This is a genomic window from Chitinophaga varians, from assembly GCF_014529945.1.
GTDB classification, from domain to species: Bacteria; Bacteroidota; Bacteroidia; order Chitinophagales; family Chitinophagaceae; genus Chitinophaga; species Chitinophaga varians.
Map to the genome: position 1 here is coordinate 67,172 of NZ_JACVFB010000003.1, position 13,088 is coordinate 80,259.

Genomic DNA, 13,088 nt, shown 5'->3' on the forward strand with positions numbered 1-13,088 from the left:
TCTTATTTTGAGGCCACTGCCTGTACCGGTGCGCCATCACCCAGCCGCAGGATATTGGAGACGATGACGCTGTCGCCGTCCTGCAGCCCGGAAGTGATGACGGCATGTGTTTCCGTTCGGCTGCCGATCACCACCGGCGACATCCTGGCCGTTCCGCCTTTTTTGACGAAAACAGCGTAGCCGTTGCCGCCTGGAATCAGTGCTTCTGTGGGGATGGTAATGCCTTTGGCGTCAGCACCGGCCGTAGAGAAGAAGATCCTGGCAGACAGGCCGCCTTTCAGTTTTCCGCCAGGGTTGGCCGCCACGGCCTGCACCAGCATACTTCTGTTGTCTGCGTCCACACCGGGCTCTGTTGCCTTGATGACAGCGGTATATTCCTCGCTGGAAACGCCTGTGGTGAAATGGACGGTGCCACCTGTCTGAATCAGTGGCAGGTATTTTTCCGGCACCGCAAAATTGATTTTGATCTGGTTCAGGTCCTGCAGGCTTACCAGCTCTACATTAGGCGCTACATAAGCGCCGGCCACTACTTTAGTGATACCTATCCTACCAGCAAAAGGTGCATGGATAGCCGTTTTCGCCAGCTCGGCCTGCAGCAGTTCTTTTTGAGCCTTCAGTACATGTAGCCTGGTGGCCACTTCATCGTACTCCTGCTGTTTTACCGCTTCTGTTTTCAGCAGCTCAGCGAATCGTTTTTCGTTTATCCCTGCCAGTTCGAGTTCTGCGGAAAGCTGCTTCAGTCGCGCCTGCAGCTCGGCATCATTGAGCTTGTATAAAAGTTGTCCTTCGGCAACATGGGCGCCGTCCTGAAAGCCCACATGCAGCACACGCTGTGGTACTTCGCTTCTGATAGTCACCTCCCGGAAAGGCAGTGTGGTACCGGATATGCTTTCAAGCTGGTGGAGGGCTTCCTCCCTGGCCAGTATTATATCAACGGGAAGTGCCGGTGATGGCGCTGCTGTCACAGTGGCTCCCTTCGGAGCAGACTTGCCGTTGCTGCACGAAGCCAGGAAGCTCGCGGAAACAGCCAGTGACAACAGGATCGGACAAATGGGAATTCGCAACATAACATGGTGATTAATGTGAATGCTTATTGTTTTTTTATTCACCACAAATGTAGAACCGGCCATAGCCCTGTCTATTATACTATAGGCGTAAAGGTTTGTAAGATTATATACCGGGGCCGACCTAAAATAAAAAACCCAGGGGGTGAAACCCTGGGCTAAGATGTTATTCAATTTCTTTCAGGCTAAAAGCCGGAACCGGTGAGGAGGCTCATGATTTTCCCGGGCTTGACGTTATAATTTATCGAGCGCCGTTCGCTTTCCACGCCGATGCTGTTTATACGCACTCGGGGCCAGCCCGGCCACCTTTTTGAACTGGTTGCTTAAATAGGCCACGCTGGAATAATTAAGACGGTCGGCGATCTCACTTAAAGTAAGTTCATCGTAGTCCAGCAGTTCCTTGGCCCGCTCTATCTTCTGGGCGATGTAATACTTCTGAATAGTATTACCGGTGATCTCTGAAAAAATACCGGAGAGGTAACTGTATGCGCAATTTAAATCTGTACTGAGGATAGCGGAAAGGTTACTGTTGACCTCTTTTTCCTGATGATGCACAAGGTCTATAATAATATGTTTTATTCTCTCTACTATCTTTGTTTTTTCATCATCAATCACTTCAAACCCCAATGACATCAGCGTATGGGTCACCTGTTTTTTTTGTGCAGTAGTAATATGGTGCTTAAAGGTCAATTCCCCCAGCGTCACCTGCTGAAGGCCGATATTCAGTTTTTCAACATGTTGTGCTACCACCATGACGCAGCGGTTGCATACCATGTTTTTTATGCTGACTTTTTCCATAGGATGATTATTTTAAGGCAGGGGCTCTTCTTCCTGTGAAAGAGCGATTTTGGTTTTACGGATTTCTTTGAAATAGGATGTATTCAGCCCTGTTGTAGCTTTAAACTGTCGTGATAAATGCGCAGCGCTGCTAAATCCCAGTTTATACGCCATGTCGGCGAGGGTTTCATCGGTATATACCAGCAGCTCCTTCGTTTTCTCTATTCGGTATTCCATGATGTATTTCTCCAGTGTAACATCTTCCGATTCAGAAAAAATCGCGGCAGCCGTGTCATAGTCTTTGTTGAGCGAATGAATGACCACATCGGAGAAACGGAAGTGGTCCGGGAAATCATAATTGCCTGAATACACCTGCTCCACCAGCATTTTTATGTCACGCACCAGTTTTGTTTTCCTGTCTTCCAGGAGCGTGAAACCCAGTGCGGCCAGCCTTTTACTGAGCATCACCATATCGGGGGCAGACAGGGCAGACACCGTAGTCACCTCTCCAAGGTTGATGTTGACCACCGGAATGTCCAGGTCCCGGAACACATCTTTGATAGTAAGGATACATCTGTCGCAAACCATCCCTTTGATAAAAACCTTGTAGTTGCTTAGCATAAGCCCCAATTATTTGAGTTTATGCAAAATTGTCATAAGCCACCGGGATATTGTTATACAATTTTTAAAAACATTTATATTATTGTTGGTATGACATAAAAGGAAACGGGTTACAGTTGCTGTAACCCGTTTCCTTTTATGGATAAAATATGACTACTTCTGTTTACCCCATGCATCGAATTTTTTGTCTTGCATGGTGTATATTCTGGATGCGCCCTCGCCATCCGTATCGTTGTGAGCAGAAGGGGCGAACGGTACTACTACAGCGCCGGAAGTGTTGATCAGCGCTACTTCCTCTACATCATTATTCATACGGACCACCTGCGAAAGGCCAAGGTTGAAGTCTGTAGCTGACTTGTATTCAAACGGAATGCCTACCTTACCCTGTGGATTCAGGAAGCCATACTTACCATCTGCGTTCGTCACCATAGCCAGACCATCGCTAAAAGGCCTCATATTGTAGTAACCTTTCAGGTTGATCACCTTACCACCCTGAGGATTGATAAAGAAGCTGTTGCCCTGTTTGTCAGTCACCAGCAACAAGCCATTGGTGAAAACGCCGGAGGTAACGTAAGGGCCGGCTACCGCTTTGCCGGTACGGTCGTAAATAGTGGTCACACCGGCCAGTGGTCCATCTTCTTCCGATTTATTAGCGAATATCAGTTTGGTGGCAGGATCAACGGTGATGTCCACAAATTCCATGGGCAGCAGCATTTGGCCAGCGGAGGTCATCACGCCAAATATCCTGTCTTCTATTCTGTTGGGAGAAGCTTTCACCAGGTCCTCTGACAGGGACTCCACATGTTCTTTAATGGGCACCAGCTGTTTGGCAGCGGTATCCAGGCGATAATACTGAAACACAGGGGCCTTGCCGTTGGCAAAGAACCAGGGCGTGATCTGATGCAGGTTTTCATACTTGTAAGGGACCGCTATTTTGCCGGTAGCGGCGTCTATAAATCCGAATTTACCGCTGGCGCCCTCTCCTACCATCATCAAACCGGTATGGTTAGGTTCCAGGTTACGTAAGACGATGGTTTTCTTTCCTTCTTTAGTCCCATCCTGGATATGTATTTTGATCTTCGCCACATTTCCTTTGAAGTAGGCATCCACGTAACCTTCGTCCACATCGTCGAAAGGTGTTTCGGACGGCATTTTGTCCAGGATGTCTTTCTGCAGGGCCGCCATGTCTTTATAGGCGCCTTTCTCCAGGTTTTTCAACAGTCCTTCCACTATTTTTTTATAGTCTTTCAGCAGCACCTGGATGTTTTCGCCACCTTCCGGTGCTCTGGTATAACTGGTCCGGTCCAGCTGCTTACCATCCTTATTAAATGCTTCCATTTCGAGGTAACCTTTGTAGGCTTCCTTCTTCAGGGACACCCGGACAAAGTTGTCCTGGATACGCACCAATTTAACGGCAGTACCTTTAAAGTCGGCCTTATCATGCTGATTATCCAACTGAATAACGGCCGTTTTCACCGGATAACTGTACGTTGCCTCTGTCAGGACACTATCGATTGTTTTCAGGGAACTTAACCGGTGAGACTCACTCAGGTCGAGCTTCTCTGATTGTTTGCTTCCGTCGTGGAAGTATATTTCTTTGGTAACAAAAACGGGCGTTTCCGCGGAGCCTCTACGCAGGGAAGGTCCGTCCGGTTCCAGCTGGCTGTAGCCGTTGCCATACTTCTGGTTGAAACCCACATCGCTGAGGGCCAACTGATAGGCCTCCTCCATCTGCGCCGGATCTGCAATAGAAAAAGGGGTGCCCTCTCTTTCATCTTCCGGCTTAAAATGTTGCGGCTTATCCTCGTCTTTGAAATTTCCCATGAATCGGATGAAAGCGCCTACTTTTTCATTTTCGTCTTCCAATTGTGCTTTCGCTTCGTCCAGACTTTTGCCGTCTAATTGTTTTACAAAGTCTACTACAAACTGGGATGGCTTGTGGCTTTTACATGCCTGCGAAGCAAGCATCACTGCTACGCATGTACTAAATCGAATGGCGGTTTTCCTCATTGATCGTTATTAATATTTAAAACATGGGGGAATTGGATATAACAAACCCTTACGGGCGAAAAATAGTTAAAAAATGCTAACTATCAAAAAAGCAACGACTTATGCCGGCCGGATTATATACCGGAATGCGCTAACTTTATGCCGTCGCCGGTATCATTATCATCAGTGTTTTTATGAAGGACCATGCTTTATCCATTCTTCGCCACCGCACCCATCAACCTGCTGCCAGGGCACAGATAACCCTGCAACAAAATATGTTCACCTTTCTGCTGGAGGGAGAGAAAACAGTTCATTTTGCCGGCACACAGGTGACCGTAAAGCCGCACCAGTTTATCATGTTAGCTGCGGGCAACTGTCTGATGAGTGAAAAGCTGGCCTCCAAAGAAGCGGCCTATCACGCCATTCTCCTGCTCTTTGAGGGTAAACTGCTGTCCGATTTTTTTGACCGTCACCCTTCGTTGTCGGGCCAGTCTACCCAAACGTCTGCCGAACCGTTTGTGCTGTTTGAGAAAGATGAGTTCCTCGTAAGTTTCATTCACTCGCTGGATTGTATGCTCCGGAGCGGGCAGGCTATCCACCCCGATCTGCGAAAAGTAAAACTGGAAGAATTGTTCCTGTATCTGGCCATACACAGCCCGGAACAAATGCAACGGATGCGGAATATGCATACCGAAGCGGGCGAAGACCTGATGATCCGCCAGGCGGTCACTTCCCATATGGACCACAGCATCACGGTAGAAGAGCTGGCCTTTCTCTGTAATATGAGCCTGTCTTCTTTCAAGCGTAAGTTTGCCCGGATGTATGGCAACAGCCCCAACAGATGGCTACTGGAGAAAAGAATGGAGCGGGCCGCCACCATGCTGCGGCAGGACAACCGCAAGGCCAGTGAAATTTACTATGAGCTGGGTTACGAAAATCTTTCCAGCTTTATTCAATCCTTCAAACAGATTTACGGTATCACCCCCAAACAGTATCAACTGTCAAATTGAACGTTTAGCCATACTTTCTGACCGGTTGCCTATCGTTTGCAGCCTCGCATGGGCGCTACCTTTGAGCCATCATTCAAATAAAAAGAAAAGAATATGGCAACGTCTTTCACTTTAAAGAGCAACGAATTAGGCGGACAACTGGGCCCTCAACATTATGCTAACGGTATGGGCTATACGGGCAATAACCAGTCGCCACAACTCTATTGGGAGCATGCGCCCGCCGCTACACAAAGCTTCGCGGTCACCATCTATGATCTGGATGCGCCTACCGGCAGCGGTTTCTGGCACTGGGTGGTTTTCAATATCCCCTCAGACATTCATGAGTTGGCTGCAGGCGCCGGTACGCCGGAGAAAAACCTGCTTCCGGCAGGAGCGATACAAAGTAATACAGATGCAGGTATGCCCGGTTACATCGGCGTGGCTCCCAATGACGGCCCGGCTCACCGTTATCTGATCACCGTACACGCCCTCCGTGAAAAACTGGAACTGCACAAAGAGGCCACACCGGCGTTGGTAGGCTTTAATCTCCACTTTGTTACACTGGCCAGGGCTTCAATGGTGGTGTACGGCCAAAAACATTAAAAGCATGTCCCGGTATGATGACGGTACCGGGACTATTGTACTTCAACATCATACGCCATGCATTCAACATACATCTGCGAAGATCTTGAGCAGGAGCTGTGTAGCCTCAGCAGACACTATGAGGCACAAGGCTTCCATCATCATTTTTACCTGGAGAATGGTTCACTGGTTTGCAGTAAATATGATCTGGTATTAACAGACCCCTACATCAGTGTATATGAAAACCGCTACTATCCTAAAAGAGAGGGTATTCCTCACGGCTTTTGTGTATTTGCCATCACTGTCAGTAAAGCGCCCTGCGTGTTGAAAGGATTGTTTTTGTTGCCGCAGGGACTGTTGACACAACAGCAGATATCCCGGGAGATAGTGTGCCAGTTGAGGCTACAGCAAGTGTGTCCGGAGATATTTAAAGCAGCAGAAAGCGCTGTGAAATAAAAGCCGGATCGTAATGACCCGGCCATTATTTATACGGCAACATACTCTTCAAGGACACTCATCAGGTCCTCCGCGACAGCGTTCGCATCCCTGCTTTCAATCCTGAACTTCGGAATGAAATACACCAGTTCATTGTCTTTAAACAGGGCGATAGCGGGTGAAGAAGGTGGAATGTCTGCGATGTAACTGCGAAAACGCGCAGTAGCTTCCAGGTCCTGACCCGCAAACACCGTCACGACCCGGTCCGGCTTCTTAATACTGCTATCTTCCATGATTTTCCGGATGGCGGGGCGGGCCATACCGGCGGCGCAGCCGCAGACACTATTGATGATCACCAGTGTTGTTCCGGACTCGGACATCACTTTGTCTACGTCTGCAGCAGTAAGCAGTTCTTTTACGCCTACGTCAAGAAGCTCATCTTTAAATGGTTTAATCATTAACGGGGAGTAGGGCATAACAATCTGTTTTGAGGTTTAAAAAAAGGGTAATCATATCACGTCTTATAACATCAAAATCACCAAAATGTTATCGGTAGATACCGCTTTACAGAGGTCTCTTTTTTTCTGACGCAGATTTCAGAATGTCGGAAACGCCCCGAAAAAGTTCGCAAACGACCACCCTGCCAATAAGCTTATCGACATATCTTTGAGATCCATAGCAACACACTTCATAAAAAACCTTTCATCATTAAACCCGTCAGTTATGAAAACGAAAAAAATCTGGGCTAATTTCGGCGTTCAGAATTTAGAGCGCACCACTGCTTTTTATAAACAACTAGGCTTCAAACACAACGGCGCTTCGGAGCAGCTGACCAGTTTCTTCGTCGGCGATGATAGTTTTATCATCCACTTTTTTCTGAAGGACGTGCTCGAACCGGCCATGAAGGGGCCCCTCATGGCTACCAGTACCGGCAATGAAATTATATTCACCCTTGCTGCCGATACGAACGAAGAAGTGGACAGCTGGGCAAAAGAGATACAGCAAGCCGGAGGGACCATCGTTTCCCAACCGGAAGCGTTTGGAAACGATTATTACGGTTTCGTGTTTACCGATCCTGACGGCCATAAATTCAACGTATTTCGTATGTAGTATGTCGTTACAACACCTGGGGAACTTCCTCCTGGCTTAACTTCCATCCGCCGGCACGTTGTTGTATGTCCCATAGTCTGGCGTACAGCCCTTTATTTTCCAACAGCATAGCATGGTTTCCGCTTTCGTGTATGCGCCCGTCTTTCAGCACCAGTATCTGATCGGCCCGAACGATCGTGCTGAGCTTGTGAGCGATAACGATCACTGTTTTTTCTTTTACCAGCTGCTGGATAGCCTGCTGTATCTGCACCTCATTTTCCGGGTCCAGTGAGGCCGTCGCTTCATCCAGCAATACGATCGGCGCGTTTTTCAGCAGCGCCCGTGCTATGCTGATTCGCTGTTTCTGTCCGCCGGAGAGGCGATTGCCATTCTCTCCAACCCTGCTGTTGATGCCGTCAGGCATCTCCCAGGCAAACTCCATCACGAGGGCACGGTCTGCTGCGTCGATCACCTGTTCATAGGTGGCCTGCGGATTACCGTAGCGAATGTTGTTGTAGATGGTATCGTCAAAAAGGTACACCTCCTGAAACACTTCACTGATCAGGCTGTACACCGTGGCCGGCTCCATGTCCCGTACATCGGCGCCACCGATTTTCACACTGCCGCTATCGGCATCCCAGAAGCGGGCGATCAGGGAGGTAACCGTAGTCTTCCCCGAACCGGATGGCCCCACAAGGGCTGTCAGTGTTTTCTCCGGAATATGAAATGATACGTCCTGCAATACCGGCTGCCCAGGCAGGTAAGAGAAATTTACCCGTTCAAAGCAGATATGGTGACCAGCAGGGTGCCATGCCCGTCCGCCTTGCTGCACCGGCGTTTCCAACACTTCAATGATGCGGCCCATACTAATGTTCATATAACGCAGCAACGTATAGTCCACCAGCACAATTTTGATCGGTTCATATAATCGGTACCCCATAATAAGGAAAGCCACCAGTGCGGGAATAGACAAACTACCGCCGGCAAAAAAATGGGCCCCTGCCAATATCATCACCAAAAAACAGGCTTCCAGCACCGCAGCCGCGAGCAGCATAAAAGGCCCCGGAATGCCTTCCGTACGGATACTGGCGCGACGAAAATCATCCAACGCCTGTTGTAAGGTGCTGAAGCGGTCACCCGTCATGCCGTAGGATTTGATATGCCGGATACCCGTTACATACTCCAGGAACCGCGCGCCTGTAGCGTTACGGGCTTCGATATGTTTCACGCCCGGCCGCTGCATCAGCCAGGTGGCCACCTGCGTCAACAGCCATACCAGCGGCAATGCCAGCCACAGCACCAGCGCCAACCGCCAGTCTGTGATAAAGAGAAAAACAGATACGATGACAAAAGCGAAACAGGCCGCCGCCAAACCTCCCACGGTATGCCCGAAAATCAATTCGAAATTGGCCACGTCCTGCAGTACCACCGAAGCCAGATCTCCCGGGTCCCGCTGTTTGAAAGCACCCATGGAGATTTTTTGCAGCTGCTGTCCCAGCTTCACCCGTAAAACGGTGGAGAGCGTATAGGTCATTTTATTGGAGACGACAAACGTCTTCACGGAAACAAATAGTTGTATCAGTAACAGCCCCGTCATGATAGCGACGTAGCTCCACAAGCGCTGCTGATGAGGATTAGGTGAAAACAGCTCCTGAATAATGAGCAACAGGAAACCTGTTGGCACCGCCACAAACATGCTGTGCAAACATTCCAGCAGGATGCTTTTCCTCACCAATGCCGGCGCCGCTTTGAAAATATAGCGTAGGTTTTGGATCATACCATGAATATTAAATAACAAAAGATTTCGCACGGGTGTGCGCGTCCCACATGCGCTGATAGGGGGCACAGTCCCGCAATAATTCTTCGTGTCTGCCGCGGCCCGTTATCTGCCCCTTGTCCATCACAATAATCTGATCACTATTCGTAATGGTGCTCAGCCGATGCGCGATCACCACCACGGTCTTGTTCCGTATCAGTTTACCAAAGGCCTGTTGTATCAGGTATTCGTTCTCCGGATCACTGAATGCAGTGGCTTCGTCCAACACGATGATGGGCGCGTCTTTCAGAATAGCCCTCGCCAGCTGGACGCGCTGTTGCTCCCCACCGCTCAAATGCACGCCGCCGGCGCCCCACAGCGTTTGGTAACCCAGCGGTAGTGATATAATAAAATCGTGGCATTGTGCCGCTTTAGCGGCGGCTATCACTTCTGCCTCGGTCTTGTCCATCCCCATCCTGATATTATCATAGAGCGTTTGCCGGAACATAAAATTATCCTGGAACACAAAAGACACCAGCTGCATCAGCTCCGATGTTGCTACCTGCTTTATATCTGTATCTCCGATGTAAATCGTTCCCTGTTGCACATCCCAGAAGCGCGGTATCAACTGCGCGATAGTGGACTTGCCCGAGCCCGAAGGTCCCACCAGGGCGGTGACGGTGCCCTGCGGCACCGTGAAACTCACATTCCGCAATACTTCCCGTGTATCATCATACCCAAACGAAACCTGTTTAAACCGGAGATCATAGCCGTTGCGCAACGTTTCGTTCCCTGCTGTTTGTTGCTCTTCGCTGAACAACACTTCATCCAGCCGCTTTACACCGTGACTGATAACGGATATCTGCGAACCCAGGCTGGACAAAGAAAACAACGGACGTATATATCCCACGCCCAGCAGCAGGAACATAAACAGTACCGACAGCTGCAGCCCATGAGAGAAGTAGAGGTACAGGCCCAGCGCCAGCACCGGCAGCGTAGCGTTGCTTACAAAACTGATGAATACCCCGAATGGCGGCGATGATTGCCGCACCCATTTTATCACCATGTCATAAAAGCCATCTACCCGGCTGTTGTAACGCTCGAAGCTGTCCGCATCATGACCGAAAATGCGGATGACCGGCATGGCCCGCACGAATTCCACAATGCCGGTGTTCATATCTTCGATAGATTGATGATAGGCCTTCATCAGCGCCATACGACTTTTATTGAACATCACCGGGATGATCACCGCCAGCAATACAACGGGAATACAGCTCACCAGTGCCAGCTGCCAGTTGACCGTAAACAGATACCCGAGTGTGAGTACCGGCAGCGCGATCCCTTTCACCAGATCAGGGATGCTGTGCGCCACAAAATTTTCGATGCGCTCAATATCGTCCGCCATGATTTTTTTCAGCACGCCGGAGTTGTTATTATTGATATACCCCAGCGGTAACCTCGCCAGTTTGGCCGCCATCTGCATACGCAGCTCATACAGGATATTGAAAGCCGCCGTATGCGACGCCATGCCGGAAGCATACAGGAAAGCGCTGGCAGCCAGCATAGCCGCCACGCCCCAGATGACATACCGCTGTACCAGCGCAATATCCACCGGAGGGGCGGTAATCGCTTTGAGGATGTAGTAGACCAGCGCATAAGGGATGAGGGATAACACCGCATACAGTACCGCCAGCAGCGCCGACAGCGACAGCATATTTTTCCTGCTGCCGGCTATTTCCAGCAGTCGTGCGACGCCTGATTTAGAGGTTTGTTTCATAGTTCCTGGTTTTCTTTATGACGTTCGGGAGCGGATTGCTCTTCAGATGTTCCGGCCCTCCAGTAAGCGAAAGCGTACAGCTCTTCTTTTGTCCAGTGATGCTCCTGGCGGAAGTATTGCCGCAGCGCTTTTACGGTGGAAAATTCCGCCGCCACGTAGGCGAATTTTGACACGCCCGGCTGCGGCAGGTGTTGCCTCCGCGCAGTACAAGCCAATAAGCTACCGGCTTCAGGATTATCGTTATATAGCCAGTCGATGCTGACACCGGAAGGCGTATGGATCACCTGTTCATCTGCCTCGTCGTGTACTTCAATAATAGCGCGGCCTTTTGCCGTGGCCGGCAGGGTCTCCAGGATATTGCTCAGCACCGGGATAGCGGTAGCGTCGCCAATCAGGAAGTACCAGTTGGCCGCTGGTACCAGCTCCGTTGCCCTGTCATGCATAGCCACGCCTAATACATCGCCGGGCTGGCACCGCAGGGCCCATGCGGAAGCCGGGCCGTTGTCGCCGTGTACCACAAAATCGATGTACATCTCTCTATTGACGGCATCATAACCGCGGTGGGTATAGGTACGGACCACGGGGCGCACGTCCCCGGGCTGATGGACCCATTGCTTTTTTTCGTAGTCAAAATCCGGGAAATAGATTTTGTCGACCCCCGCAGGGGGGATAAAAATCTTGTTGTTGGCGCCGGGCGTGGTGTTGGCAAAAAGTGCCACTTCATCGCCGGTAAGCGTTATCCTGATATAGTGAGGGGTAATCGTTGTTTTCCTTTTGACTGTCAGTTCGGCTTGTATCGTCTTTTTGCTCATGGTGTACTGATTTACAGTTGATTGATGTCCGCCCGGAAAATTTTCCGGATCGGAGCGAATGCATTCGCAAAGTTTGATGAAATTGCTTTCATGTTTTTTATACAATAGGGAGTTGTTTTGATACAATACGGATTATTATCTGCTCACCGCCTTATAAACATGTTGTATGGGAATGAATTTTCGCAGCGCATCGGGCACATGGCTGGAACTGGTTGAAATGCCCGGTTTGTTCGATATCAATCAAACGCTGGTCAGGGAAAGGATAGACAAGTTCAGTTTATCTTTCGGAGATGTTGAATTCCGGCATATTGTATTGCCGGAGATCTATATCGTTTATGGCGACATGTGTATCCGTGACCGTTGGGTGCAGATGGAAGCGCCGGATTACCGGGATATTGTGGAACTGCATTTTATATTGACCGGCAAAGGGGTGATCACCAATCATATTGCCAATTCATCCATTGTACTGGCGCCTAACAGGCAGAATATATTTTACACCCCCCGGTTCTCCGGTAGAGCAGAGTGCGACCCCAATATTCCCTTTCGCTTTTTTGAAATACATTTTACCAAAGATAAATTCCTGCACCTGGTACAGGACTGCGGACCGGCACTACAGACCTTTTGTGATCATATCATTGCCGGCAGGGACATGCAGCTTTCGGAGCATGGCCTTCCTTCGAGTTCAGCCACCATGCAATGTATCAACGATATCCTGAACTGCCCCTACCAGGGAGGGCTCAAACTGCTCTTCCTGCAGGCTAAATGTATGGAGCTGTTGGTACTGGAGGCGCAGGCCTACGATCTGCATCTGAAAAACAATCAAAAGAGCGCCTTAAAATCAGATTACGACCGGGACAGGATACACTTTGTGAAAGACTACCTGATCGCCAACGCAGTTGCCCCGCCCAGTCTGAGTGAGCTGGCCAAACTCTCCGGACTCAATGAATTCAAGCTCAAGAAAGGTTTCAGGGAGGTATTCAATGATAGTATTATTAACTATGTGAATGAATATAAACTCGTGCAGGCCAAAGAGCAGCTGTTGTCCAACGTGCCTATCAAGCATGTAGCAGAAGAGCTTGGTTATTCTTCTATACAATATTTCAGTAAGATGTTTAAGAAGAAGTTTGGCGTATCCCCTGGTCTCTTTACCCGGGACGCGCTGGATTAATTTCCTGATTGCGTAAATTATTTTTCCTG

General features: G+C 49.5%; 13 protein-coding genes. 5 read left to right on the forward strand and 8 right to left on the reverse strand.

Annotated elements, in window-relative coordinates; translation table 11 throughout:
• Positions 1-2: 2 nt before the first annotated feature.
• The 4 genes from ICL55_RS14755 to ICL55_RS14770 all read right to left on the reverse strand — a co-directional run bounded on the left by ICL55_RS14755 (position 3) and on the right by ICL55_RS14770 (position 4,472).
• Positions 3-1,067, reverse strand: a complete 1,065-nt coding sequence (locus tag ICL55_RS14755; RefSeq protein ID WP_223151455.1) for an efflux RND transporter periplasmic adaptor subunit — start codon at positions 1,065-1,067, stop codon at positions 3-5.
• A 231-nt stretch (positions 1,068-1,298) separates the two neighbouring features.
• Positions 1,299-1,862 carry a helix-turn-helix domain-containing protein gene (locus tag ICL55_RS14760; RefSeq protein ID WP_188098528.1) on the reverse strand — a complete coding sequence of 188 codons (564 nt, stop codon included), beginning with the start codon at positions 1,860-1,862 and terminating at the stop codon, positions 1,299-1,301.
• A gap of 12 nt (positions 1,863-1,874) precedes the next feature.
• Positions 1,875-2,462, reverse strand: coding sequence for an AraC family transcriptional regulator (locus ICL55_RS14765; protein ID WP_188098531.1), 588 nt, complete (start codon positions 2,460-2,462; stop codon positions 1,875-1,877).
• Between the two features lie 153 nt (positions 2,463-2,615).
• The gene (locus tag ICL55_RS14770) at positions 2,616-4,472 is read right to left on the reverse strand and encodes a WG repeat-containing protein (RefSeq protein WP_188098533.1); all 1,857 of its coding nucleotides are present in this window, start codon (positions 4,470-4,472) and stop codon (positions 2,616-2,618) included.
• Between the two features lie 173 nt (positions 4,473-4,645).
• On the opposite strand from ICL55_RS14770, the gene ICL55_RS14775 reads away from it, so the two are divergent.
• The 3 genes from ICL55_RS14775 (at position 4,646) to ICL55_RS14785 (ending at position 6,478) form a co-directional block, all read left to right on the forward strand.
• Positions 4,646-5,461, forward strand: coding sequence for a helix-turn-helix domain-containing protein (locus tag ICL55_RS14775; protein WP_188098535.1), 816 nt, complete (start codon positions 4,646-4,648; stop codon positions 5,459-5,461).
• Between the two features lie 93 nt (positions 5,462-5,554).
• The gene (locus ICL55_RS14780; RefSeq protein ID WP_188098538.1) at positions 5,555-6,043 is read left to right on the forward strand and encodes a YbhB/YbcL family Raf kinase inhibitor-like protein; all 489 of its coding nucleotides are present in this window, start codon (positions 5,555-5,557) and stop codon (positions 6,041-6,043) included.
• 57 nt (positions 6,044-6,100) lie between these two features.
• The gene (locus ICL55_RS14785; protein ID WP_188098540.1) at positions 6,101-6,478 is read left to right on the forward strand and encodes a hypothetical protein; all 378 of its coding nucleotides are present in this window, start codon (positions 6,101-6,103) and stop codon (positions 6,476-6,478) included.
• A gap of 29 nt (positions 6,479-6,507) precedes the next feature.
• Here the strand turns inward: ICL55_RS14785 and ICL55_RS14790 are convergent, their stop codons facing one another.
• Positions 6,508-6,915, reverse strand: coding sequence for a BrxA/BrxB family bacilliredoxin (locus ICL55_RS14790; protein ID WP_223151456.1), 408 nt, complete (start codon positions 6,913-6,915; stop codon positions 6,508-6,510).
• Between the two features lie 265 nt (positions 6,916-7,180).
• On the opposite strand from ICL55_RS14790, the gene ICL55_RS14795 reads away from it, so the two are divergent.
• Complete coding sequence (locus tag ICL55_RS14795) at positions 7,181-7,567, forward strand: VOC family protein (RefSeq protein ID WP_188098544.1); 387 nt, start codon at positions 7,181-7,183, stop codon at positions 7,565-7,567.
• A gap of 7 nt (positions 7,568-7,574) precedes the next feature.
• Here ICL55_RS14795 and ICL55_RS14800 read toward each other — a convergent pair whose 3' ends face one another.
• Genes ICL55_RS14800 through ICL55_RS14810 form a run of 3 tightly spaced genes read right to left on the reverse strand, consistent with a single transcriptional unit; the run spans position 7,575 to position 11,891 of the window.
• On the reverse strand, positions 7,575-9,323 hold the full coding sequence (locus ICL55_RS14800) for an ABC transporter ATP-binding protein (protein ID WP_188098546.1): 1,749 nt from the start codon (positions 9,321-9,323) through the stop codon (positions 7,575-7,577).
• A gap of 10 nt (positions 9,324-9,333) precedes the next feature.
• A complete protein-coding gene (locus ICL55_RS14805) occupies positions 9,334-11,079 on the reverse strand; it encodes an ABC transporter ATP-binding protein (protein WP_188098548.1) in 1,746 nt (581 codons plus the stop codon).
• The gene (locus ICL55_RS14810) at positions 11,076-11,891 is read right to left on the reverse strand and encodes a siderophore-interacting protein (protein WP_188098550.1); all 816 of its coding nucleotides are present in this window, start codon (positions 11,889-11,891) and stop codon (positions 11,076-11,078) included. Before ICL55_RS14810 ends, ICL55_RS14805 begins: the two co-directional genes overlap by 4 nt.
• Positions 11,892-12,057: 166 nt before the next feature.
• On the opposite strand from ICL55_RS14810, the gene ICL55_RS14815 reads away from it, so the two are divergent.
• Positions 12,058-13,059 (forward strand): helix-turn-helix transcriptional regulator, encoded by a 1,002-nt coding sequence (locus tag ICL55_RS14815; RefSeq protein ID WP_188098552.1) that lies wholly within the window; start codon positions 12,058-12,060, stop codon positions 13,057-13,059.
• The last annotated feature ends 29 nt before the right edge of the window (positions 13,060-13,088 follow it).